At 68.9% G+C, this 22,512-nt stretch carries 19 protein-coding genes and 2 pseudogenes; 10 read left to right on the forward strand and 11 right to left on the reverse strand.

The genetic code is table 11. The features are described from left to right. Nucleotides 1-248 precede the first annotated feature (248 nt). Together gabT and QFZ67_RS10385 are read left to right on the forward strand one after the other, a co-directional pair. Nucleotides 249-1,583 (forward strand): 4-aminobutyrate--2-oxoglutarate transaminase, encoded by a 1,335-nt coding sequence (gene gabT, locus QFZ67_RS10380; RefSeq protein WP_307660808.1) that lies wholly within the window; start codon nucleotides 249-251, stop codon nucleotides 1,581-1,583. A gap of 125 nt (nucleotides 1,584-1,708) precedes the next feature. Continuing rightward, complete coding sequence (locus tag QFZ67_RS10385) at nucleotides 1,709-2,518, forward strand: phosphatase PAP2 family protein (RefSeq protein ID WP_307660809.1); 810 nt, start codon at nucleotides 1,709-1,711, stop codon at nucleotides 2,516-2,518. On the opposite strand, the gene QFZ67_RS10390 is transcribed toward QFZ67_RS10385, so the two are convergent. From QFZ67_RS10390 to QFZ67_RS10425, 8 genes are all read right to left on the reverse strand, one after another. Beyond that, nucleotides 2,469-4,271: a chitinase gene (locus QFZ67_RS10390; RefSeq protein ID WP_307660810.1), complete on the reverse strand. Its 1,803-nt coding sequence runs from the start codon at nucleotides 4,269-4,271 to the stop codon at nucleotides 2,469-2,471. The two genes, QFZ67_RS10385 and QFZ67_RS10390, sit on opposite strands and share 50 nt — an antisense overlap. Nucleotides 4,272-4,368: 97 nt before the next feature. Then, nucleotides 4,369-4,827 carry a hypothetical protein gene (locus QFZ67_RS10395; RefSeq protein ID WP_307660811.1) on the reverse strand — a complete coding sequence of 153 codons (459 nt, stop codon included), beginning with the start codon at nucleotides 4,825-4,827 and terminating at the stop codon, nucleotides 4,369-4,371. A 115-nt stretch (nucleotides 4,828-4,942) separates the two neighbouring features. Continuing rightward, nucleotides 4,943-6,355 carry an FAD-binding oxidoreductase gene (locus tag QFZ67_RS10400; protein WP_307660812.1) on the reverse strand — a complete coding sequence of 471 codons (1,413 nt, stop codon included), beginning with the start codon at nucleotides 6,353-6,355 and terminating at the stop codon, nucleotides 4,943-4,945. 20 nt (nucleotides 6,356-6,375) lie between these two features. After that, nucleotides 6,376-7,173: an ABC transporter permease gene (locus QFZ67_RS10405; protein ID WP_307660813.1), complete on the reverse strand. Its 798-nt coding sequence runs from the start codon at nucleotides 7,171-7,173 to the stop codon at nucleotides 6,376-6,378. After that, nucleotides 7,173-8,108, reverse strand: coding sequence for an ABC transporter permease (locus QFZ67_RS10410; RefSeq protein ID WP_307660814.1), 936 nt, complete (start codon nucleotides 8,106-8,108; stop codon nucleotides 7,173-7,175). The genes QFZ67_RS10405 and QFZ67_RS10410 overlap by 1 nt, the downstream gene beginning before the upstream one ends. After that, nucleotides 8,105-9,256, reverse strand: a complete 1,152-nt coding sequence (locus tag QFZ67_RS10415) for an ABC transporter ATP-binding protein (protein ID WP_307660815.1) — start codon at nucleotides 9,254-9,256, stop codon at nucleotides 8,105-8,107. The genes QFZ67_RS10410 and QFZ67_RS10415 overlap by 4 nt, the downstream gene beginning before the upstream one ends. Nucleotides 9,257-9,294: 38 nt before the next feature. After that, complete coding sequence (locus QFZ67_RS10420; RefSeq protein WP_307660816.1) at nucleotides 9,295-10,542, reverse strand: PotD/PotF family extracellular solute-binding protein; 1,248 nt, start codon at nucleotides 10,540-10,542, stop codon at nucleotides 9,295-9,297. Between the two features lie 72 nt (nucleotides 10,543-10,614). Beyond that, nucleotides 10,615-12,129: a gamma-aminobutyraldehyde dehydrogenase gene (locus QFZ67_RS10425; protein WP_307660817.1), complete on the reverse strand. Its 1,515-nt coding sequence runs from the start codon at nucleotides 12,127-12,129 to the stop codon at nucleotides 10,615-10,617. Nucleotides 12,130-12,304: 175 nt separating this feature from the next. Here QFZ67_RS10425 and QFZ67_RS10430 point away from each other — a divergent pair. Continuing rightward, nucleotides 12,305-12,861, forward strand: a pseudogene (locus tag QFZ67_RS10430) (NADAR family protein). On the opposite strand, the gene QFZ67_RS10435 reads toward QFZ67_RS10430, so the two are convergent. Continuing rightward, entirely contained in the window at nucleotides 12,851-13,567 is a 717-nt protein-coding gene (locus tag QFZ67_RS10435) for a DUF4190 domain-containing protein (RefSeq protein WP_307660818.1), read from the reverse strand. The pseudogene QFZ67_RS10430 and the gene QFZ67_RS10435 sit on opposite strands and share 11 nt — an antisense overlap. Before the next feature lie 186 nt (nucleotides 13,568-13,753). Between QFZ67_RS10435 and QFZ67_RS10440 the strand changes: the two genes are divergently transcribed. The 3 genes and pseudogenes from QFZ67_RS10440 to QFZ67_RS10450 all read left to right on the forward strand — a co-directional run. Next, nucleotides 13,754-14,779, forward strand: a complete 1,026-nt coding sequence (locus QFZ67_RS10440) for an adenosine deaminase (protein WP_307660819.1) — start codon at nucleotides 13,754-13,756, stop codon at nucleotides 14,777-14,779. A 20-nt stretch (nucleotides 14,780-14,799) separates the two neighbouring features. Continuing rightward, nucleotides 14,800-15,504, forward strand: coding sequence for a glycerophosphodiester phosphodiesterase (locus tag QFZ67_RS10445; RefSeq protein ID WP_307660820.1), 705 nt, complete (start codon nucleotides 14,800-14,802; stop codon nucleotides 15,502-15,504). A gap of 54 nt (nucleotides 15,505-15,558) precedes the next feature. After that, nucleotides 15,559-16,338: pseudogene (locus tag QFZ67_RS10450) on the forward strand (SAM-dependent methyltransferase); the annotation flags it as partial. A 160-nt stretch (nucleotides 16,339-16,498) separates the two neighbouring features. On the opposite strand, the gene QFZ67_RS10455 reads toward QFZ67_RS10450, so the two are convergent. After that, entirely contained in the window at nucleotides 16,499-17,653 is a 1,155-nt protein-coding gene (locus QFZ67_RS10455) for a PotD/PotF family extracellular solute-binding protein (RefSeq protein WP_307660821.1), read from the reverse strand. Between the two features lie 162 nt (nucleotides 17,654-17,815). Here QFZ67_RS10455 and QFZ67_RS10460 point away from each other — a divergent pair, with 162 nt between their 5' ends. Together QFZ67_RS10460 and QFZ67_RS10465 are read left to right on the forward strand one after the other, a co-directional pair. Beyond that, the gene (locus QFZ67_RS10460) at nucleotides 17,816-18,178 is read left to right on the forward strand and encodes a DUF1304 domain-containing protein (protein ID WP_307660822.1); all 363 of its coding nucleotides are present in this window, start codon (nucleotides 17,816-17,818) and stop codon (nucleotides 18,176-18,178) included. Then, nucleotides 18,175-18,744 carry a TetR/AcrR family transcriptional regulator gene (locus QFZ67_RS10465; RefSeq protein ID WP_307660823.1) on the forward strand — a complete coding sequence of 190 codons (570 nt, stop codon included), beginning with the start codon at nucleotides 18,175-18,177 and terminating at the stop codon, nucleotides 18,742-18,744. Before QFZ67_RS10460 ends, QFZ67_RS10465 begins: the two co-directional genes overlap by 4 nt. Before the next feature lie 120 nt (nucleotides 18,745-18,864). Here QFZ67_RS10465 and QFZ67_RS10470 read toward each other — a convergent pair whose 3' ends face one another. After that, on the reverse strand, nucleotides 18,865-20,304 hold the full coding sequence (locus QFZ67_RS10470; RefSeq protein WP_307665792.1) for a gamma-aminobutyraldehyde dehydrogenase: 1,440 nt from the start codon (nucleotides 20,302-20,304) through the stop codon (nucleotides 18,865-18,867). A 180-nt stretch (nucleotides 20,305-20,484) separates the two neighbouring features. Between QFZ67_RS10470 and QFZ67_RS10475 the strand changes: the two genes are divergently transcribed. Together QFZ67_RS10475 and QFZ67_RS10480 are read left to right on the forward strand one after the other, a co-directional pair. Further along, nucleotides 20,485-20,976, forward strand: a complete 492-nt coding sequence (locus QFZ67_RS10475; RefSeq protein ID WP_307660824.1) for an Lrp/AsnC family transcriptional regulator — start codon at nucleotides 20,485-20,487, stop codon at nucleotides 20,974-20,976. Next, nucleotides 20,961-22,340, forward strand: a complete 1,380-nt coding sequence (locus QFZ67_RS10480; protein ID WP_307660825.1) for an aspartate aminotransferase family protein — start codon at nucleotides 20,961-20,963, stop codon at nucleotides 22,338-22,340. The genes QFZ67_RS10475 and QFZ67_RS10480 overlap by 16 nt, the downstream gene beginning before the upstream one ends. Nucleotides 22,341-22,512: the final 172 nt, after the last annotated feature.

Consider the following 22,512-nt stretch of genomic DNA (forward strand, 5'->3'; position numbering starts at 1 on the left):
ATCTAGTGCCCCTGCCGGGGTAGTTCACTGATGCACCCCGCCCTGGCGGTCCGGGCACGTGCCTGCTGCCCTGCTTCTCGGCCGGGGGTCCAGGCACGGACCAGCCCGCCCAGCCCCCGCCCGCCTATGTCCGGCGCGGACAACGACACACCCCCAACACTCCCGAACGGCGCATGCCCGGCCCCCTCTCCCGCGCCTAGCCTGCGGAGAAAGAGAAGTAGCGTCCGGAACACCCCCAGGAGCCCCTCATGACCGCAATCCCGCAGGAGCGCCGCGTCGTCACCGCCATCCCCGGCCCGAAGTCGATCGAGCTGCAGGCCCGCCGTACCGCCGCGGTCGCCAGCGGTGTGGGGTCCGTGCTGCCCGTGTTCACCGCCCGCGCCGGCGGCGGTGTCATCGAGGACGTGGACGGCAACCGCCTCATCGACTTCGGCTCCGGCATCGCAGTGACCTCCGTCGGCGCCTCCGCCGAGGCCGTCGTACGCCGCGCGTCCGCGCAGCTCGCCGACTTCACCCACACCTGTTTCATGGTCACGCCCTACGAGGGGTACGTCGAGGTCGCCGAGGCACTCGCCGAGCTGACGCCGGGCGACCACGCGAAGAAGTCCGCGCTGTTCAACTCCGGCGCGGAGGCCGTCGAGAACGCGGTGAAGATCGCCCGCGCCTACACCAAGCGCCAGGCCGTCGTGGTCTTCGACCACGGCTACCACGGCCGGACCAACCTCACGATGGCGCTGACCGCCAAGAACATGCCGTACAAGCAGGGCTTCGGGCCGTTCGCGCCCGAGGTCTACCGGGTGCCCGTGGCGTACGGCTACCGCTGGCTGACCGGCCCCGAGAACGCCGGCGCCGAGGCGTCCGCCCAGGCCATCGACATGATCAACAAGCAGATCGGCGCCGAGAACGTCGCCGCGATCATCATCGAGCCGGTCCTCGGCGAGGGCGGCTTCATCGAGCCGGCCAAGGGCTTCCTGCCCGCGATCTCGCAGTTCGCGAAGGACAACGGGATCGTGTTCGTCGCGGACGAGATCCAGTCCGGCTTCTGCCGCACCGGCCAGTGGTTCGCCTGCGAGGACGAGGGCATCGTCCCGGACCTGATCACCACCGCCAAGGGAATCGCGGGCGGTCTGCCGCTCGCCGCCGTGACCGGCCGCGCCGAGATCATGGACGCCCCGCACGCGGGCGGCCTCGGCGGCACCTACGGCGGCAACCCGGTGGCCTGCGCCGGCGCGCTCGGCGCCATCGAGACCATGAAGGAGCTCGACCTCAACGGCAAGGCGAAGCGCATCGAGGAGGTCATGAAGGGCCGCCTCACCGCGATGGCCGAGAAGTTCGACATCATCGGCGACATCCGCGGCCGCGGCGCGATGATCGCGATCGAGCTGGTCAAGGACCGCGACTCCAAGGAGCCGAACCCGGCCGCCACCGCCGCACTCGCCAAGGCCTGCCACGCCGAGGGTCTGCTGGTCCTCACCTGCGGCACGTACGGCAATGTGCTGCGCTTCCTGCCCCCGCTGGTGATCGGCGAGGACCTGCTCAACGAGGGTCTGGACATCATCGAGCAGGCCTTCGCCGGCGTGTGACCAGCGTCTGACCGACGTCTGACCAAGTGGAACAGTCAGGGCCTGTGAAGAAGCTGTGGGGGGCCGATGGCGGGATGGAGATCCGCCTGTCGGTCCCCCCGGCCCCTGCCGTACGGTTTCTGCAGATGAGAGAAACACCCCGCTCGCAGGGGACTGCGGGCGACACCACGGCGGAGCCTCCCCAGCCCCGTCTTGGTTGTGCCCTCGCGCACACCACTGGAGCTTCCGGCTCCGGAACTCCTCACCGATCGGATGGCCGCCCGCCCCAAACCCCCCGGGGCGCGCGGCAAACCGGTCCGGCCGGCCCCCTCGGAACTACCCCCCCTGTTCCGAGGCGGCCGGCTTCTCTTCTTTCCGCGTCGCTTGTGGCGCTGTGCGCCGTCGTCTTTGCGTTGATCACCTGGCAGGTGGCCGCGGACGGGCCGTTGCGGTCGCTGGACGAACGCGTCGAGCTCAGGATCGCCGGCCGCGGCCCCTGGACGCTGACCGGTCAGCTGGCCGACCTCGGCAGCATGGAGGTCGCGCTTCCTGTCCTGGGCGCGGCCATCGCGTACGCGGTGTGGCGCGGCCATCGGACCGAGGCGCTGTACGCCGCCCTCGCCATGGCCGCCGTTCCCGCGCTCGTCGCGCCCCTGAAGGCTCTGATCGACCGCCAGGGCCCGCTCACCGAGGTGACCGGCTTCTACCCCTCCGGCCATGCGGCGACCGCGATGGTGGCCTACTGCGGCGCGGCGATGCTCATCACCCCGTATCTCAGGCGCAGATGGGCGATGCCCGTCGCCGTGGTGCTGACCCTGGCGACGGGCATCGGACTCGTCCTGCACGGTTATCACTGGCCGCTGGACGTCATCGGCAGCTGGTGCCTGTGCGGGATGCTGCTGATCGTCAACTCCATCCGTAGGCGTCGAAGTTCTTCGAGAACTCCCACTGGTTGAACCGGTCCCAGTTGATCGACCAGGTCATCAGGCCACGCAGGGACGGCCAGGTGCCGTGGGTCTGGTACGAGCCGCAGCTCACCTTCTTCGTCAGGCAGTCCAGTGCCTTGTTCACCTCCGCCGGCGTGGTGTGGCCGTTGCCCGCCTGGGTGGATGCGGGCAGGCCGATGGCGACCTGCCCGGGGCGCAGGGCGGGGAAGACCTTGGTGGTGTCGCCGGCGACCGGGAAGCCGGTCAGCAGCATGTCGGTCATGGCGATGTGGAAGTCCGCGCCACCCATGGAGTGGTACTGGTTGTCCAGGCCCATGATCGAGCCCGAGTTGTAGTCCTGGACGTGCAGCAGGGTGAGGTCGTCGCGCAGGGCGTGGATGACCGGGAGGTACGCCCCGGCCCGCGGGTCCTGGCCGCCCCAGGGGCCCGAGCCGTAGTACTGGTAGCCGAGCTGCACGAAGAACGTCTCCGGGGCCATGGTGAGCACGAAGTCGGAGCCGTACTTCGCCTTGAGGGTCTTGATCGCCGAGATCAGGTTGACGATCACCGGTGAGGTCGGGGAGCGGAAGTCCGTGTCGCCGGTGTTCAGGGAGAGCGAGTGGCCCTCGAAATCGATGTCCAGGCCGTCGAGACCGTACTCGTCGATGATCTTCGAGACCGAGGAGACGAAGGTGTCACGGGCGGCCGTGGTGGAGAGCTGGACCTGGCCGTTGGCGCCGCCGATGGAGATCAGGACCTTCTTGCCGGCCGCCTGCTTGGCCTTGATGGCGGCCTTGAAGTCGGCGGTCGATTCGACGTTCGGGCACTCGGACGCCGGGCAGAGGCTGAAGCGGATGTCGCCGGAGGTGACCGAGGTCGGTTCGCCGAAGGCGAGGTTGATGACGTCCCAGGAGTCGGGGACGTCGACCATGCGCGTGTAGCCGGAGCCGTTGGCGAAGCTGGCGTGCAGATAGCCGACGAGGGCGTGGGCGGGCAGCTCGCCGCCGCTGCCGCCGCCGCCCGAGGTGGTGGTCGCGGTGACCGCCGCCGACTTCGCGGACTCGCCCGCCGTGTTGGCCGCCGAGACCTGGAAGCTGTACGAGGTGGAGGGGGCCAGTCCGGTGACGGTGGCCGAAGTCCCGCTCACCGTTTGGACCTTGGTGCCGCCCCGGTAGACGTGGTAGCTGGTGGCGCCGGAGGACGGGGACCAGCTGAGCGGGACCGAGGTGGAGCCGGGGGACCCCGCTGTGAGGCCGGTGGGGGCGGCCGGGATCTGGACCGGGTCGCCGCCGGGGCCGAGCAGGGAGAGGTCGTCGGCGTAGTAGCTGGGTGTGCCGTACCAGCCGTGGGTGTAGATCGTTACCGAGGTGGTGGCCGCGCCCGTGCGGAAGGTCGTGCTCAGCCGCTGCCAGCTCGGCGCGGACGCCGTCCAGGTGGAGACGTCGGTGGTGCCGGTGCCCGATGCGCCCAGGTAGAAATAGCTGCCCTGGACCCAGCCGCTCAGCGTGTAGTCGGAGTTGGGCTTGACCGTCACCGTCTGGCTGCACTTGGCGTTGTCGCTGCCCGCAGGCGTTGCCTTGAGCGCGGAACTTCCGCCGTGGGCCGGCGAGTTGACGACGACGCCGCTGCCCGACGTACAGCTCCAGCCGTCCAGGCCCGCCTCGAAGCCGCCATTGCGGGCGAGTTCGGTGTCGGCCGCTCCGGCGGAGGTCGCCGTGGCGACAAGTCCGCTGATGGCGAGGGCGGCCGCCGACAGGGCGGCCAAAAGTCTGGTGCGGTCCACAACTGCCTCCGGGCGTGGGGGAATTCAAGTGGGAGCGCGCACAACATGGTCCAGACCAATTGCTGTTGTCAAGACCTCTGGCAGCACCCGGGCCGCCTCAATACCCGCCGCCGCGCGCGAGGCCCGCCGCCGCCTCGTGCATCGCGAGCTCCAGCAGCAGGGGATCGGTGAGCGTGCCGGAGCCGTCGGGCGGGATCAGCCAGCGCACACCGTCGCCGGCCCGACCCGGATACGGAACGACGATCCAGGTCCCCAGGCCCGCGCTGCGTACGCCCGTGCCGACCCAGCACCCGGCTGTGCCCGGCGGTACGAAGAAGCCCATGCGCGCATCGTCGAAGTCGGTGAGGACCGGCCCCGGCCGGTCGACCAGCCGGGTCAGTACGTCGAGCGTCGGACAGCCCAGCTCGGCCTTGAGGATCAGCACGTCCCAGCGCCGGCCTGCGGGCAGGAGGGCGACACCGAGGGGGTTGCGCTCCCAATCCCACCGGCAGGCGTCCGGGTCCGGCGCCACCGATGCCAGCCACTCCACCGCAGTCTTGGCCCCCGAGCCAGTCAATTGCCCGGCCTCCATTCCGTGTCCGCAGAAGGTGCGTTCACACGGGGAGAGCGGGGTGGGCGCGCGGGATTACGCGGGTTTCGGCTACCGATCGGCGGTGTGAACCGCGTCACCTCTAGCTGTCGAAGCCGAGGCCGAGCCTGTCCATCGCCCGCAGCCACGCATTGCGGCGGCCGCCGTTGGCGTCCGCCCTGGCCAGCGCCCATTTGGTGAGGCCGATACCGGCCCAGGCGACGGGCTCGGGCGGGAACGGCAGCGGCTTGCTGCGCACCATCTCCAGCTCGGTGCGCTCGGTGCGCTCGCCGGAGAGCAGGTCGAGCATGACGTCCGCGCCGAAGCGGGTGGCGCCGACGCCCAGACCCGTATATCCGGCGGCATAGGCGACCTTGCCGCCGTGCGCGGTGCCGAAGAAGGCGGAGAAGCGCGAGCAGGTGTCGATCGCGCCGCCCCAGGCGTGGCTGAAGCGCAGGCCCTCCAACTGCGGGAAACAGTGGAAGAAGTGGCTTGCGAGCTTCAGATACGTCTCTGGCCGGTGGTCCATCTCGGCGCTGACTTTGCCGCCGTACGGATAGATCGCGTCGTAGCCGCCCCACAGGATGCGGTGGTCGGCGGTGATCCGGAAGTAGTGGAACTGGTTGGCGCTGTCGCCGAGCCCCTGCCGCCGCTTCCAGCCGATCTCGGCGAGCTGCTGAGCGCTGAGCGGTTCGGTCATCAGGGCGTAGTCGTAGACCGGGACGGTGTACGCGCGCACCCGCCTGACCAGCGACGGGAAGACGTTTGTGCCGAGCGCGACACGGCGGGCGAGGACCCGGCCGTACGGCGTGCGGACCACCATTCCTGCGCCGGAGGTGCCGAGCCCGAGACCCTGGGTGTTCTCGTAGACGCGTACGCCGAGGTCCATGCAGGCCTGCTTGAGACCCCAGGCGAGCCTGGCGGGGTGCAGCATGGCGACCCCGCGCCGGCTCCACAGACCGCCGAGGAAGGTCGGCGAGTTCACCTCGGCGCGTACCGCGTCCTGGTCGAGGAGTTCGAGGCCGTCGAAGCCGAGCCGGGTCGCCTCCTCGTACATCTCATGCAGCTCGTCGACCTGGTAGGGCTCGGTGGCGACGTCGATCTCGCCGGTGCGCTCGAAGTCGCAGTCGATGGAGTACTCCTTGACCGCAGCCTCGATGGCGTCGAGGTTGCGGTCGCCGAGCTCCTCGAGTTTGGCCAGCTCACCGGGCCAGCGGGCGAGTCCGTTGCCGAAGCCGTGGGTGAGGGAGGCGGCGCAGAAGCCGCCGTTGCGGCCCGAGGCGGCCCAGCCCACCTCGCGCCCTTCGATCAGTACGACGTCCCGGCCGGGGTCGCGCTCCTTGGCCAGCAGCGCGGTCCACAGTCCGCTGTAACCTCCGCCGACGACGAGGAGGTCACAGTGTTCGTCACCGGTGAGCGCGGGGAGCGCGCCCGGCTTCGCGGGGTCGTCCAGCCAATAGGAGACGGGCTGGGCGTCGGAGAGTGATGAGGCAAAGGTCATGGCAGCTGGGGCCATGGTTTCCACTCCTTCGGGGCCTACTTGGGTAGTGCGGTCTTCTTCCGCCGGCTGCTGATCAACTGGGCGGAGACCACGATCAGTACGGCGATGACGAACATGGCCGTGCCGATGACGTTGATCTGGACGGGAGTGCCGCGCTGGGCCGAGCCCCACACGAACATGGGGAAGGTGACGGTGTTGCCCGAGTTGAAGTTGGTGATGATGAAGTCGTCGAACGAGAGCGCGAACGCGAGCATCGCGCCCGCAGCGATGCCGGGAGCGGCGATCGGCAGCGTGACCCGTAGGAACGTCTGCACAGGACCGGCGTAGAGGTCACGCGCGGCCTCTTCCAGGCGGGGGTCCATCGACAGCACACGTGCCTTGACCGCCACGACCACGAAGCTCAGGCAGAACATCGTGTGCGCGATGAGGATGGTCCAGAAGCCCAGCTCCGCGCCCAGGTTGAGGAAGAGGGTCAGCAGCGAGGCGGCCATGACCACCTCGGGCATCGCCATCGGCAGGAAGATCAGCGAGTTGATCGCGCCACGCGCCCGGAAGCGGTAGCGGACCAGCGCGAAGGCGATCATCGAGCCGAGGACGGTGGCGCCGATCGTCGCCCACAGGGCGAGCTGGAGCGACAGCGCGAGCGAGCCGCACATGTCGGCGACGCCGCACGGGTCCTTCCACGCGTCGGTGGAGAACTCCTGCCAGGAGTAGTTGAACCGGCCGGCCGGCTTGTTGAACGAGAACACCATCACGACGATGTTCGGAAGGATCAGGTACGCGAGCGTGAGCAGGCCCGCGATGACCACCAGGTGGTGCCGTATCCAACGCATCAGACGAGATCCTCCGTCCCGGCTCGGCGGATGTAGACGGTGACCATGATCAGCACGACCGCCATGAGAATGAAGGACAGCGCGGCAGCGGTCGGGTAGTCGAGCACGCGCAGGAACTGCGACTGGATGACGTTGCCGACCATCTTGGTGTCCGTGGAGCCGAGCAGCTCGGCGTTGACGTAGTCGCCGCTGGCCGGAATGAAGGTCAGCAGTGTGCCGGAGACGACGCCCGGCATGGACAGCGGGAAGGTCACCTTGCGGAAGACGGTGGACGGCTTCGCGTACAGGTCACCGGCCGCCTCGTGGAGTCGCGGGTCGATCCGCTCCAGCGAGGTGTACAGCGGCAAAACCATGAACGGCAGGAAGTTGTACGTGAGACCGCAGACCACCGCGAGCGGGGTGGCAAGCAGCCGGTTCCCCTCGGTGATCCCTAGCCAGCTGGTGACGTCCAGGAAGCCGATGCTGCCCAGCACCTCCACCACCGGGCCGCCGTCCGCGAGGATCGTCTTCCAGGCGAGCGTGCGGATCAGGAAGCTGGTGAAGAACGGCGCGATAACCAGGACCAGCAGCAGATTGCGCCAGCGGCCCGCCTTGAACGCGATCAGATACGCGAGCGGGTAGCCGAGCAGCAGACACAGAATCGTGGCCGTGCCGGCGTACAGCAGCGAGCGCAGGAACTGCGGGTAGTACTGGGTCAGCGCGTCCCAGTAGGTCTGGAAGTGCCAGGTGACCTTGAAGCCCTCTTCCAGGGAGCCCGTCTGCACGGAGGTCGACGCCTGGTAGACCAGGGGCAGCGCGAAGAAGACGATCAGCCACAGGATGCCTGGCAGCAGCAGCCAGTACGGGACGAGCTTCCGCCGGACGGACTGCTTGCGGACGACCGGCTCGACCGGCTGGGGAGCGGGCGAGGCGGGCGGTGCCTCGGTGACGGTCATGGCGTCACCTCCACCGTCTCCACACCGGCGTCGATGTCCTGAGCCGCGTCGAGTCCGAAGGTGTGCTCCGGGTTCCAGTGCAGGACGACCTCGGCCCCGGGGACGAGCCGCGAGTCACGCTCGATGTTCTGTACGTACACCTCCAGCTCCGGACAGACCGGGCTGTCGATGACGTACTGCGTGGAGACGCCGATGAAACTGGAGTCCGCGATCTTGCCGGTGAACCGGTTGCGGCCCTCGGCGATCGTGCCCGCGTCGTCCGCGTGCGCCAGCGAGATCTTCTCCGGACGCACGCCGACCAGCAGCTTTCCGCCGGTGCGCGGCTGGGTGGCACAGCGCTCGGCGGGCAGCCGCAGCTTGGCGTCGGCGGCCGTGACTACGACCTCGCCGCCGCTGTTCTCGACGACCTCGGCCTCGATGAGGTTGGAGGTGCCCAGGAAGTTGGCGACGAAGGTGGTCTGCGGGTTCTCGTAGAGCTCGGCGGGCGCGCCCAGTTGCTCGACACGTCCTGCGTTCATCACCGCGACGGTGTCGGCCATGGTCATGGCCTCTTCCTGGTCGTGGGTGACATGGACGAAGGTGATGCCTACCTCGGTCTGGATGCGCTTGAGCTCGAGCTGCATCTGGCGGCGCAGCTTGAGGTCGAGGGCGCCGAGCGGCTCGTCGAGGAGCAGCACCTGGGGGTGGTTGATGAGCGCGCGGGCGACGGCTACCCGCTGCTGCTGGCCGCCGGAGAGCTGGTGCGGCTTGCGCTTGGCGAAGTCGCCCAGCTCCACGAGGTCGAGCATGTCGCCGACCTGCTTCTTCACCGACGTGATGCCGCGCCGGCGCAGCCCGAACGCGACGTTCTCGTAGATGTCGAGGTGCGGGAAGAGCGCATAGCTCTGGAAGACCGTGTTGACCGGGCGTTTGTGCGGCGGCAGGCCGGTGACGTCCTTGTCGCCGAGGAACACGGTTCCGGCGGTCGGGTCCTCGAGTCCGGCGATCATCCGCAGGGTGGTGGTCTTTCCGCAGCCGGAGGCGCCGAGCAGGGCGAAGAAGGAGCCCTGCGGAACGGTCAGGTCCAGCGGGTGGACGGCCGTGAAGGAGCCGTAGGTCTTGCTGATCCCGGAGAGACGGACGTCGCCGCCTTTTGTCTTTTCAGTCATGGGTCGCAGTCCCGGTGTGTCGAAGGGAGCAGGGGAGGTCAGGCGCCGATGAGCTTGGCGAACTTCTCTTCGTACGCCGTCTCTTCCTTGGAGGAGAGCGAGCGGAAGGAGTGGGACTTGGCCGCCATGGCCTCGTCCGGGATGATCAGCGGGTTCTTGGCCAGCTCCGGGTCGATCTTCGCGAGCTCCGGGCCGACTCCGGCGACCGGGGTCACGTAGTTGATGTACGCGGCGAGCTGGGCTGCGACGGGCAGCTCGTAGTAGTAGTCGATCAGCCGGGTGGCGTTCTTCTGGTGCCGGGCATGCGCAGGGACCAGCAGATTGTCGGTGGCCGTCATGTAGCCGGCGGCCGGGATCGAGAACTTGATGTCCGGGTTGTCGACCTGGAGCTGGATGAGGTCACCGGCCCAGGCGACGCAGGCGGCGATGTCGCCCTTGTCGAGGTCCGAGGTGTAGTCGTTACCGGTGAAGCGGCGGATCTGCTTCTTGTCGACGCCCTTCTGGAGCCGGTTGACAGCGGCGTCGTAGTCGGCGTCGTTGACCTTGGCGGGGTCCTTGCCCATGTCGAGCAGGGTCAGGCCGACCGTGTCCCGCATCTCGGTGAGGAAGCTGACCCGGCCCTTGAGGGTCGGGTCGTCCAGCAACTGGGTGACGGAGTCGACCTTGCGGCCGCCGGTCGCCTTGACGTTGTAGGCGATGACAGCCGGAATTCCGGTCCAGGGGTAGGAGTAGGCGCGCCCCGGGTCCCAGTCCGGACTGCGGAACTGGGGCGAGAGGTTGGCGTACGCGTGCGGGAGGAGCGACGCGTCGAGCTTCTGCACCCAGCCGAGCCGGATCATCCGGGCGGCCAGCCAGTCGGTCACATTGATCAGGTCGCGGCCGGTGTCCTGGCCCGCCGCGAGCTGCGGCTGGATCTTCCCGAAGAACTCGACGTTGTCGTTGATGTCCTCGGTGTACTTGACCTTGATCCCGGTGCGCTTGGTGAACTCCACCAGAGTGGGACGGCTCTTCTCGTCCTCGCTGATGTCCATGTACTCGGTCCAGTTGGAGAAGTTGATCTGCTTCTCCTGATCCGAGTGGTCGTCCGAGGCGGCCGCTCCGGCCTCCCGCTTGGCGGGCGGGATTCCGCAGCCGCTCAATATGCCGGCGCCGCCGACCGCAAGCGCGCCGACGCCCGACGCGCGCAGAAGCGAACGGCGGGAGAGTGCGCCTCGCCCGTTCGCCAAGCTGCGTCGCACGGCGGCCAGTTGGGCCGCGGAGAGGCGGTCGGGCTCGTTGTGCTCCATGCGCTGTGCCCTTTCGGGATGGTGGCCGCTGGTCGGGCGGCCGCGCGGCGGTGGCCGCAAACGGATGCTGAGCTATCGGTCCCCGAAGATCGTGCGGTGCCAGTCCTTCCTGACCACCGCCGTGTTGTCGTACATCACGTGCTTGACCTGCGTGTACTCCTCGAAGGAATACACCGACATGTCCTTCCCGAAGCCGGAGGCCTTGTATCCGCCGTGCGGCATCTCGCTGATGATCGGGATGTGGTCGTTGATCCAGACGCACCCGGCCTTGATCTCCCGGGTGGCGCGGTTCGCGCGGAACACGTCGCGGCTCCAGGCGGAGGCGGCGAGGCCGTAGGGGGTGTCGTTGGCGAGCGCGATGCCTTCGTCGTCGGAGTCGAAGGGGAGGACGACGAGGACCGGGCCGAAGATCTCGGACTGGACGATCTCGCTGTCCTGGGCGGCGCCGACGACGAGGGTGGGGCGGTAGTACGCGCCGCTCGAAAGCTCTCCCTGGGGCGCTTCGCCGCCGGTGACGACGGTGGCGTACGCGCGAGCCCGGTCGACGAAGCCCGCGACGCGGTCGCGCTGGAGGTGCGAGACGAGCGGGCCGAGGTCGGTGGCGGGGTCGAGGGGGTCGCCGAGGCGGACCGTGGCCATCAGGTCGGCGACGCCGCTGACGAAGGCGTCGTACAGGGACCGCTGGACATAGGCGCGGGTGGCGGCCGTGCAGTCCTGGCCGGAGTTGATGAGCGAGCCCGCGACCGCGCCGTGGACCGCGGCCTCCAGGTCGGCGTCGTCGAAGACCACGAAGGGGGCCTTGCCGCCCAGTTCGAGGTGGAGGCGCTTGACGGTGGCGGTGGCGATCTCGGCGACGCGCTTGCCGACGGGGGTGGAGCCGGTGAAGGACGTCATGGCGACGTCCGGGTGTCCGACCAGATGCTCGCCCGCGTCCTTGCCCGCGCCGTTGACGACGTTGACGACGCCGTCGGGGATCCCGGCCTCCTTCGCCGCCTCGGCGAACATCAGCGAGGTGAGCGGGGTGATCTCGGCGGGTTTCAGCACGATGGTGTTGCCCGCGGCGATGGCCGGCAGGACCTTCCAGGCGGCCATCTGAAGCGGGTAGTTCCAAGGTGCGATGGAGCCGACGACGCCGATCGGCTCCCGGCGTACGTACGAGGTGTGGTCGCCGCTGTACTCGCCGGCCGACTGCCCCTGGAGATGGCGGGCCGCGCCGGCGAAGAAGGCGGTGTTGTCGACGGTGCCCGGGACGTCGAACTCGGTGGTGAGCTTGATCGGTTTGCCGCACTGCAGGGACTCGGCGTACGCGAGGTCGGGGGCCTGGTCCGCGAGGACGGACGCGAAGCTGTGCAGGGCGTCGGAGCGCTCGCCCGGGGTGGCGCCCGCCCAGCCGGGGAGGGCCCTGCGGGCGGCGTCGACGGCCGCGTCGACGTCGGCGGCCCCTGCCAGTTCGTAGCTGTGGACCGTCTCGCCGGTGGCGGGGTTCACGATGTTCTGTTTGCGTCCTGAGGTGCCGGGCCGCAGCCGCCCGCCGATGAACTGTGCACCGTCCGCATAGCGGTCCTGCACCTGGAAGCGGTTGCCCATGACGCTCTCCGTAGTCCCAGATCGAATTGAGTGCCGATCCTGGCAGAGCACCGGCTCTCCAACAAGTGATTCCGTTGTTGCCTTTTGGTTACGCGACGGAATCAGTCGACCATGTGTCGCGCCGGTCCGGCAATACCCGTACGGAGTGTCAGTGGTGGATGCCAGACTCGCGTGCATGGGGATGGAAGAGCTGATCGAGCAGGTCAGCAGTAACAGGAGAATCAAGTATCTGTTCTTTTGGGGGCATGCGCCGCGTCGGGACGGATCAATCGGCGCGAGCTGTCTGAGCCAGTGGTGGCCGTCACCCTTCGTGGTCGACAGCGTTCGGTACGCCACGGCCGAGCACTGGATGATGGCGGGGAAGGCGCGGCTCTTCGGGGACGCGGAGGCCGAGCGGCAGGCGCTCGATGCGGGCAGTCCGGCGGCGGCCAAGCGGCCGGGCGGCTGGTGCGCGGTTTCGACGACGCGATATGGGAGCGCGAGCGGTCCGCGATTGTGCGCGCGGGCAGTGTGCACAAGTTCGGTCAGAATGCCGAGCTGCGCGATTTTCTGCTGGCCACGGGGGACCGGGTGCTCGTCGAGGCCAGCCCGCTTGACCGGGTGTGGGGCATCGGGCTGGCCGCGGACGACGAGCGGGCGCAGGATCCCGCGCTCTGGCGCGGGCTCAATCTGCTGGGGTTCGCGCTGATGGAGGCGCGTGAGGAGTTGCGGGCCGGTCCGGCTAACGCCTGACGCCGTCGATCACGAGGGAGTTGGAGTAGTCGTCGTAGACGTTGCCCTTGTCCCGCTCCTCGTTGATCGCCCTGGTGATCCCCCAGGCCATCAGGCCGACGATGATGAGGCCGATGACGATGCCGATGGAGCCGAGGATGATGCCGGCCAGAGCCATTCCGCTGTTGGTCGCCTCGCCCCGCTGGGCGCGCTTCCTGCCGAGGATGCCGAAGATCAGGGCGAGCACGCCCAGGACGATCCCGACGACCCCGTACAGACAGAACAGACAGACGGAGAGGATGCCGAGCACCATCGCGGTGGTGCCCATGCCGTTCGCCGGGGCGGACTGCCAGGCGGTCTGGCCGTAGTTCTGGTAACCCGGATATCCGGGGTAGCCGCCGTAGGGATCACCCGCGCCCGGGCCCACGCCGGGGCCAGGCAGCGGGGCGCTCGGGGCGGCGGGGTAGCCGTACGGTCCGGCGGCGGGCTGTGCCGGTCCGCCCGGGGCTATCGGGGGAGGCGGCACGGCACCCGCGTCGGCAGCGAGCCCGGTGCTGGGCATCGCCGTCATCGTCGGCTGGTCGTGCACGGGCGACACCGGCGGCGTCGGGGCGGCGGGCTTGTGCAGCGGCACCCTGTTCTGTGCCGCGCTGCTCTCCGGAGGAGCCCAGGGATCGCGGTCGCGGGGCTCGGGCCCGCCCGGCGGCTGGGCCTGGTTGTCAGACATGGTTCTCCCCCATCGTGGTTCGGTCATGCTACGGGCTGCGGCCCGCGCTCGACCGGGCCCCCCTACGATGATCCCCGACCCGAACGAGGATCCCCGACCCGAACAGCCGGTCGCACCCGCGCTCGGACCCCGCCCTCGCGCACCTTGTTGCTCAGTTGCTTACACCATCGCCCATGGAGGACCTCGATGACCGATCTGCACCCCTTCATCGCGGGGCTTCCCAAGGCCGAGCTGCATGTGCACCACGTCGGCTCCGCCTCCCCGCGCATCGTCGCCGAGCTGGCCGCCCGCCACCCGGACTCCAAGGTCCCCACCGACCCCGAGGCGCTCGCCGACTACTTCTCCTTCACCGACTTCGCGCACTTCATCGAGGTCTATCTGTCGGTCGTGGACCTGATCCGCACCCCGGAGGACGTACGGCTGCTCACCTTCGAGGTGGCCCGCGACATGGCCCGGCAGAACATCCGCTACGCCGAGCTGACCGTCACGCCGTTCAGCTCGACCCGCCGCGGCATCGACGAAAGTGCCTTCATGGCGGCGATCGAGGACGCCCGCAAGGCTGCCGAGGCCGAGTTCGGCGTTGTACTGCGCTGGTGCTTCGACATCCCCGGCGAGGCCGGTCTCGAGGCCGCGGAGGAGACCGCGCGGCTCGCGGTGGACCTTCGCCCCGACGGCCTGGTCTCCTTCGGGCTCGGCGGCCCGGAGATCGGTGTGCCGCGGCCGCAGTTCAAGCCGTACTTCGACCGCGCGATCGCGGCCGGCCTGCACTCCGTGCCGCATGCCGGCGAGACGACAGGTCCGCAGACGATCTGGGACGCGCTGAACGACCTGCGCGCCGAGCGCATCGGCCACGGCACCAGCGCGACACAGGACCCGAAGCTGCTCGCCCACCTCGCGGAGCACCGGATTCCGCTGGAGGTCTGCCCCACCTCGAATCTCGCGACACGCGCTGTCCGCGACCTCGACGAGCATCCGGTCAAGGAGATGGTGGCGGCCGGAGTGCTGGTGACGATCAACAGCGACGACCCGCCGATGTTCGGCAGTGACCTCAACAACGAGTACGCGGTCGCCGCCAGGCTGCTTCAGCTGGACGAGCGCGGACTGGCCGACCTCGCGAAGAACGCCGTGGAGGCGTCCTTCCTCGACCCGGCCGGCAAGGCGCGGATCGTGGCGGAGATCGACGTGTACACCGCCGCATGGCCCGGCCGCTGACCGGCCCCGACAATGGGCCCATGCGCACCGTCAGTGTCGTGGGCCACCGCGGCGATCCGTACCGCGTCCGTGAGAACACCCTGCCCTCGCTCCGCTCGGCGGTCGAACGGGGCGCGGACGCGGTGGAGATCGATGTACGCCTCACCCGTGACGGCGTGCCCGTGCTGCTGCACGACGACTCGCTGAAACGGCTGTGGGGTCACGACCGTCCGCTCGCGAAGCTCACCCGGGCCGAGGTCGACGAGCTGACCCTGGGCGGAGTGCCCACGCTGCGCGAGGCTCTGCTCGCGGTCGGCGCGCACCGCGTGATGATCGATCTGCCCGGGGCCTCGGAGGAGTCGGTGCGGACGGTGGTCGGCACCGTCCGCGAGTGCGGCGCGGGCGAGCGGGTGTACTACTGCGCGGGTCCGGTCACCATGCTCGCGGTGCGGGCCGCCGACCCCTCGGCGGAGATCGCGATGACATGGACGACGCTCGCGGCGCCGCGTCCCGCGCTGCTCGACGCGGTGGGGCCGCGCTGGCTCAACTACCGTTTCGGGCTGCTCGGTCAGGAGCTGACGGACCGCATCCACCGGGACGGGCTGCTGGTCTCGGCCTGGACGGTGGACACCCGGTGCACCATGCGCCGGCTGATGAAGTACGGCGTCGACGCGATCACCACCAACCGCGTGGACACGCTGCACTCCACGGTCCGGCCGAACTCCCCTGTCGGCAGGCCGTCTTGATCCGTCCGGCATGATGGCCCTGACGCAGCCGGCCGAGGAGCGACACGTGTCCGACAAGTCCGCACCGACGTAGCGCACAACGCCAGGGTCTGGAACCACTGGCTGGGCGGCAAGGACAACTATCCGGTCGACCGCGCGGTGGGCGACCACGTCACCGGGCTGTACCCGAGCATCGGCGAAGTGGCGCGCGCGGACCGGGCGTTCCTGGGCCGCGCGGTGACACACCTCGCGAGTGAGTCGGGGGTACGCCAGTTCCTGGACATCGGCACCGGCCTGCCCACAGTCGAGAACACCCATGAAGTCGCCCAGCGCATCGCGCCCGACGCCCGGATCGTGTACGTCGACAACGACCCGATAGTGCTGGCGCACGCGCGCGCCCTGCTCACCAGCTCTCCTGAGGGAGTGACCGAGTATCTGGACGCGGACGCGCACGACCCGGAGTCGATCGTCAGCTCGGTCGAGGCGACTCTGGATCTGACGCGGCCGGTGGCGGTGATGATGCTCGGCATCCTGAACTTCGTGATGGACACCGACGAGGCGCGGTCGATCGTGCGCAGGCTGATGGGGGCGGTGCCGTCCGGCAGCTATCTCGTACTCACGCATCCGACGCTGGAGCTGGGCGGCGAGGGCAACGCCGAGGCGATGGCGTTCTGGAACGAGAACGCGACGCCGCCGATCACGGCGCGCAGCCGCGCGGAGTTCGCCTCGTTCTGCGAGGGCCTCGACCTGCTCGAGCCGGGCATCGTGTCCTGCGCACGCTGGCGGCACGACCCGGCGACCGGCGCCGAGCCCGTACAGGTGGCGCAGTTCGGCGCGGTCGCCCGCAAGCCGTAGCGCCACGACAGCGCCGCCAACTACGCCGCCGCGGCGACCGCTGCCGGCCCGTCCGTCCGCTCCGTCAGCGCCTCCAGCTGCTTGATCTTGCGGCGCACGCGCCGGCGTGGCAGGCCGAAGCCGTTCGGCGCGCCACAGCGAGTTCATGATCGCGAGCCTGCTACAGGCCGACGATGGAGTTCCACCGCTTGGCGAACTCCGTGCGCTCCTCGGATGTGATGTCCCTCGCGATCGCGAGGCGCTTGCGCATCTCGTCGTCGGGGAAGATCAGCGGGTCTTCGGCAAGCGCGGCCGTCTCCTCGTCCTTGGACGAGGCCAGGACGTCACGGGCGGCCGGCACCGGGCAGACATAGTTGACCCAGGCCGCGAGCTCGGCGGCGACCTCCGGCTCGTAGTAGTGGTCCACGAGCGCCTCGGCATTGCGCTTGTGGCGGGCGAGGTTGGGGATCATCAGGCTTTCCGCCCACAGCTCCGCGCCCTCCTGCGGCACGACGAACTCGATGTCCGGGTTGTCGGCCTGGAGCTGGATGACATCGCCGGAGTACGCCTGGCAGGCCAGCACGTCGCCGGTGGAGAGGTCCTTGATGTAGTCGTTGCCGGTGAAGCGCCTGATGTGCTTCGCCTTCACCAGCCGCTCCACCTGCTCGCACACGGTGTGGAAGTCGTCGGCGGTCCAGCGGGTGACGTCGACGCCGTTGCCCTGCATGAGCAGCGCGAAGGATTCATCGAGGCCGGACAGCAACGTGACCTTGCCGCGCAGGTCGTCCGCCCACAGGTCATCGGTGTGCTGGATCTCGCGGCCGAGCTTCCTGCGGTTGTACGCGATGCCGGTGATCCCGGACTGCCAGGGAACGCTGTGCAGCCGCCCGTCGTCGAAGGCGGGTGAACGCAGCTGCGGGTCGAGGTACTTGGCGACGTTCGGCTGCTTGGCGCGGTCCATCTCCTGCACCCAGCCGAGCCGTACGAAGCGGGCGGCCATCCAGTCGCTGACCACGATCAGATCCCGGCCGGTCTCCTGATGATTCATCAGCGCGGGGCTGATCTTCCCGAAGAACTCGTCGTTGTCGTTGATCTCCTCGGTGTATCGGACGGAGATCCCTGTGCGTTCGGTGAAGGCGCTGAGGGTGGGGCGCTCGGAGGTGTCCTCGTCGTCGGTGTCGACGTACAGCGGCCAGTTGGCGAAGTCGACGCTCCGGTCGCGCTCGGAGTCGTCGCGCCGTGCGCGCTCTCCGGGCTTCACGTACGCCGCGGGCACCCCGCATCCGGTGAGCGCGGCGCCGGCGGCGAAGCCGAACAGCAGGGACCGCCGTGACATGGGGTTCATCCGGATCGCTGGCACGTCCGAAGAATGGCGGGCGGGAGGTACGCGCAGCAATGGACGCTGCGTCGATCGGTACGTGCTTCGGGCGACCACCCTGTCGATCATGGACATGTGTCTATATTTACTGGACACCTGTCCAATACCTTGAGGTCGACGATGAACACAACAGCACATGTCCTGGTCGGCCTCGTGGCCGCGCTCCACGCGTACATCCTGGTTCTGGAGATGTTCCTGTGGCAGCGCAAGCCGGGCCGCGGCCTCTCCGGCTTCGACGCGGAGATGGCCCGCGCGACGGCCCCCCTCGCCGCGAATCAGGGCCTGTACAACGGCTTTCTGGCGGCGGGCCTGGTCTGGGGCCTGATCGCCGCGGACCCGACGGGGTACCGCGTTCAGGTCTTCTTCCTCAGCTGCGTGGTGATCGCGGGCCTGTACGGCGGCTTCACCGCGAACCGGCGCATCCTGGTGGCGCAGGCGCTGCCGGGGGCGCTGGCGCTGGCGGCGGTTCTGGTGGCCGGATGAGCACGGGCTCCACCGGCGACCCGCGCGCGGAGCGCACCCGGGCCAGGCTGCGCGAGGCGCTGCTGGAGGAGTGCGCGGAACACTCGCTGGAAGAGGTGAGCGTCGCGGCCCTGGTGCGCAGGGCGGGTCTGGGCCGGGCCACCTTCTATCTGCACTACCCGGACCTGCAGGCGCTGGCGGTCGACGCCTGCGCGGAGGTGGTACGAGACGCGGTGGAGGCCCTCCACGCCTGGCGTGGCACCCCCGACCCGAGCGCTCCCCCGACCGCCCTGACGGCCTTCTTCACCGGGCTGGCTCCGCATGCCGCGGTCTACCGCACCCTGCTGCGCGAGGGTGGCAGCGGCCCGCTGGGCGACCTGCTCCACCGCGAACTGCGCGAACGCAGCCGCAAGGAACGCGAGTTGGCGGGCGCACCGGCCCCGGACCTGATCGCCTCGGCGGTGGCATCGGCGTTCGCGGGCGTCCTGGCGGACTGGCTGCACGGCACGATCGCCGCGACCCCGGAAGACATGGCATCCCAGGTCTGGCGCCTGCTGGTGACGCTCCACCGCACGCCAACGAACTGAGGGCGGCGGCGAGTCCGGGCGAAGCCCCCGCGCCGCGAAGCCGACGCCCCGGGGGCGCCGCCCGCGGTTTTCGGGAAGGGGCGGGGTGGGGGAAGACCCTCCACCCCACCGCCCGAGAAACTACGCGTTCAGCGACGTCATCACGTGCTTGATCCGCGTGTAGTCGTCGAACCCGTACGCCGACAGGTCCTTTCCGTACCCAGACTTCTTGAAGCCGCCGTGCGGCATCTCAGCCACCAGCGGGATGTGCGTGTTGATCCACACACACCCGAAGTCCAGCGACTTGGACATCCGCATCGCCCGCGCGTGGTCCTTCGTCCACACCGAAGACGCCAGCGCGAACTCCACGCCGTTCGCCCACTCAAGCGCCTGCACCTCGTCCGAGAAGGACTGGACCGTGATGACCGGGCCGAAGACCTCGTTCTGGATGATCTCGTCGTCCTGCTTCAGGCCGGAGACGACCGTCGCCGCGTAGAAGTAGCCCTTCTCGCCGACCCGGTGGCCACCCGCCTCGACCTTCGCGTGCGCCGGCAGCCGGTCGATGAAGCCCGAGACCTGCGCCAGCTGGTTCGCGTTGTTCAGCGGGCCGTACAGCACGTCCGCGTCGTCCGGCATGCCCGTCTTCGTGTCCGCCGCCGCCTTCGCCAGCGCCGAGACGAACTCGTCGTGGATCGACTCGTGCACCAGGACGCGCGCCGCGGCCGTACAGTCCTGGCCCGCGTTGAAGTAGCCCGCCACCGCGATGTCCTCGACGGCCTTGGCGATGTCGGTGTCCTCGAAGACGACGACCGGCGCCTTGCCGCCGAGCTCCAGGTGGACGCGCTTGACGTCCTTGGCCGCGGACGCGGCGACCTGCATGCCCGCCCGTACGGAACCGGTGATGGACGCCATCGCCGGCGTCGGGTGCTCGACCATCGCGCGGCCGGTCTCCCGGTCACCGCAGATGACATTGAAGACGCCCTTGGGCACGATCGAGCCGATGATCTCGGCGATCAGGACCGTCGACGCGGGCGTCGTGTCGGACGGCTTGATGACGACGGTGTTGCCCGCCGCCAGCGCCGGCGCGAACTTCCAGACGGCCATCATCATCGGGTAGTTCCACGGCGCGACCTGCGCGCAGACGCCGACCGGCTCACGCCGGACGATGGAGGTGAAGCCCTCCATGTACTCGCCGGCCGACCGGCCCTCCAGCATCCGCGCCGCGCCCGCGAAGAAGCGGATCTGGTCCACCATCGGCGGGATCTCTTCGGTGCGGGTGAGTTCGAGCGGCTTGCCGGTGTTCTCCGATTCGGCCGCGATCAGGTCCTCGGCCCGCTCCTCGAAGGCGTCCGCGATCTTCAGCAGGGCCTTCTGGCGCTCGGCCGGGGTGGTGTCGCGCCAGCCGGGGAAGGCGGCCGCGGCAGCGTCCATGGCGGCGTCGACGTCGGCCTGCCCGGAGAGCGGCGACGTGGCGTACACGTCACCGGTGGCCGGGTTGACGACCTCGATTGTCCGCCCGTCGGCGGCGTCCCGGAACTCCCCGTTGATGTAGTTGCGCAGACGACGCAGCTCGGTGGTCACTGTTGCCACCCCTCCTGTCAGATGTCCGATGGGTGAGACCTCCACCCTAATCTCCTACGTGACGCTTTCGACAGCCCCAACCCTCCGCATCTTCGGATTCGGTGAAATTACGACCTCAGAACAACGAATTTCATCGCTCAGGGCTTGCGGGACAGACGAGTCGCAGTGCAGAGTGAGCTCGTGGCCAGTCGTAACGCAGACTCCAGGAACGGCACCGGATCGTCCCCGACGATCGATGCCGTCTCTCTCGCAATCATCGAACAGCTCCAGGAGGACGGGCGTCGTCCGTACGCCGCCATCGGCAAGGCCGTGGGCCTGTCCGAAGCGGCCGTCCGGCAGCGCGTCCAGAAGCTGCTCGACCAGGGCGTGATGCAGATCGTCGCCGTCACGGACCCACTCACCGTGGGCCTGCGCCGCCAGGCGATGGTCGGCATCACGGTCGAGGGCGACGTCGACCCGGTGGCCGACGCGCTCACAGCCATGGCCGAGTGCGAGTACGTGGTGATGACCGCGGGCTCGTTCGACCTCATGGTGGAGATCGTCTGCGAGGACGACGACCATCTGCTCGAAGTGATCAACAAGCGGATACGCGCGCTCCCCGGCGTGCGCACCACCGAGAGCTTCGTCTACCTCAAGCTCAAGAAGCAGACCTATATGTGGGGAACCCGATAGCCGTGAGCAAGGACCTCTCCAAAACCGCCTACGACCACCTGTGGATGCACTTCACCCGCATGTCGTCGTACGAGAACGCACCCGTCCCCACCATAGTGCGCGGTGAGGGCACCTACATCTACGACGACAAGGGCAAGCGCTACCTCGACGGCCTCGCCGGCCTCTTCGTGGTCAACGCCGGCCACGGCCGCGTAGAGCTCGCCGAGACCGCGTACAAGCAGGCGCAGGAGCTCGCCTTCTTCCCGGTGTGGTCCTACGCCCACCCGAAGGCCGTGGAACTCGCCGAGCGGCTCGCGCACCACGCCCCCGGCGACCTCAACAAGGTCTTCTTCACCACCGGCGGCGGCGAGGCCGTCGAGACCGCCTGGAAGCTGGCGAAGCAGTACTTCAAGCTGCAGGGCAAGTACACCAAGTACAAGGTCATCTCACGTGCCGTCGCCTACCACGGCACCCCGCAGGGCGCCCTGTCCATCACCGGTCTGCCCGCGCTCAAGGCCCCCTTCGAGCCGCTTGTCCCCGGCGCTCACAAGGTGCCGAACACCAACATCTACCGCGCGCCGATCCACGGCGACGACCCGGAGGCCTTCGGCCGCTGGGCCGCCGACCAGATCGAGCAGCAGATCCTCTTCGAGGGCCCCGAGACGGTCGCGGCGGTCTTCCTGGAGCCGGTGCAGAACGCCGGTGGCTGCTTCCCGCCGCCGCCCGGGTACTTCCAGCGGGTCCGTGAGATCTGCGACCAGTACGACGTGCTGCTCGTGTCGGACGAGGTCATCTGTGCCTTCGGCCGGCTCGGCACGACGTTCGCCTGCGACAAGTTCGGCTACGTACCGGACATGATCACCTGCGCCAAGGGCATGACCTCGGGCTACTCCCCGATCGGCGCGTGCATCATCTCCGACCGCCTCGCCGAGCCGTTCTACAAGGGCGACAACACCTTCCTGCACGGTTACACCTTCGGCGGCCACCCGGTCTCCGCCGCGGTGGGCCTGGCCAACCTCGACATCTTCGAGCGCGAGGGCCTCAACCAGCACGTCCTGGACAACGAGGGCAACTTCCTGTCCACGCTGCAGAAGCTGCACGACCTGCCCATCGTCGGCGACGTCCGCGGAAACGGCTTCTTCTACGGCATCGAGCTGGTGAAGGACAAGGTCACCAAGGAGTCCTTCACGGACGAGGAGACCGAGCGCGTGCTCTACGGCTTCCTCTCCAAGGCGCTGTACGAGAACGGTCTGTACTGCCGGGCCGACGACCGCGGTGACCCGGTCGTGCAGCTGGCGCCGCCGCTGATCGCCGACCAGTCGACGTTCGACGAGATCGAGCAGATTCTGCGTACGGTCCTCACGGAGGCCTGGACGAAGCTCTGACCTTTGGTCGCTTACGGCAAACGGCCCGGGGCACCCGCCATCTCATTCGGCCATCCGAGTGGGATGGGGTGCACCCGGGCCGCGTGCTTCCCGATACGCCGGTTCTGAATCCATACCGTGCCGAGTGACCGATCGGCCCTGTCTTCGTTCCCCCGTACGGGGGAGGAGAAAT

The organism is Streptomyces sp. V1I1 (genome assembly GCF_030817355.1).
Taxonomy (GTDB): domain Bacteria; phylum Actinomycetota; class Actinomycetes; order Streptomycetales; family Streptomycetaceae; genus Streptomyces.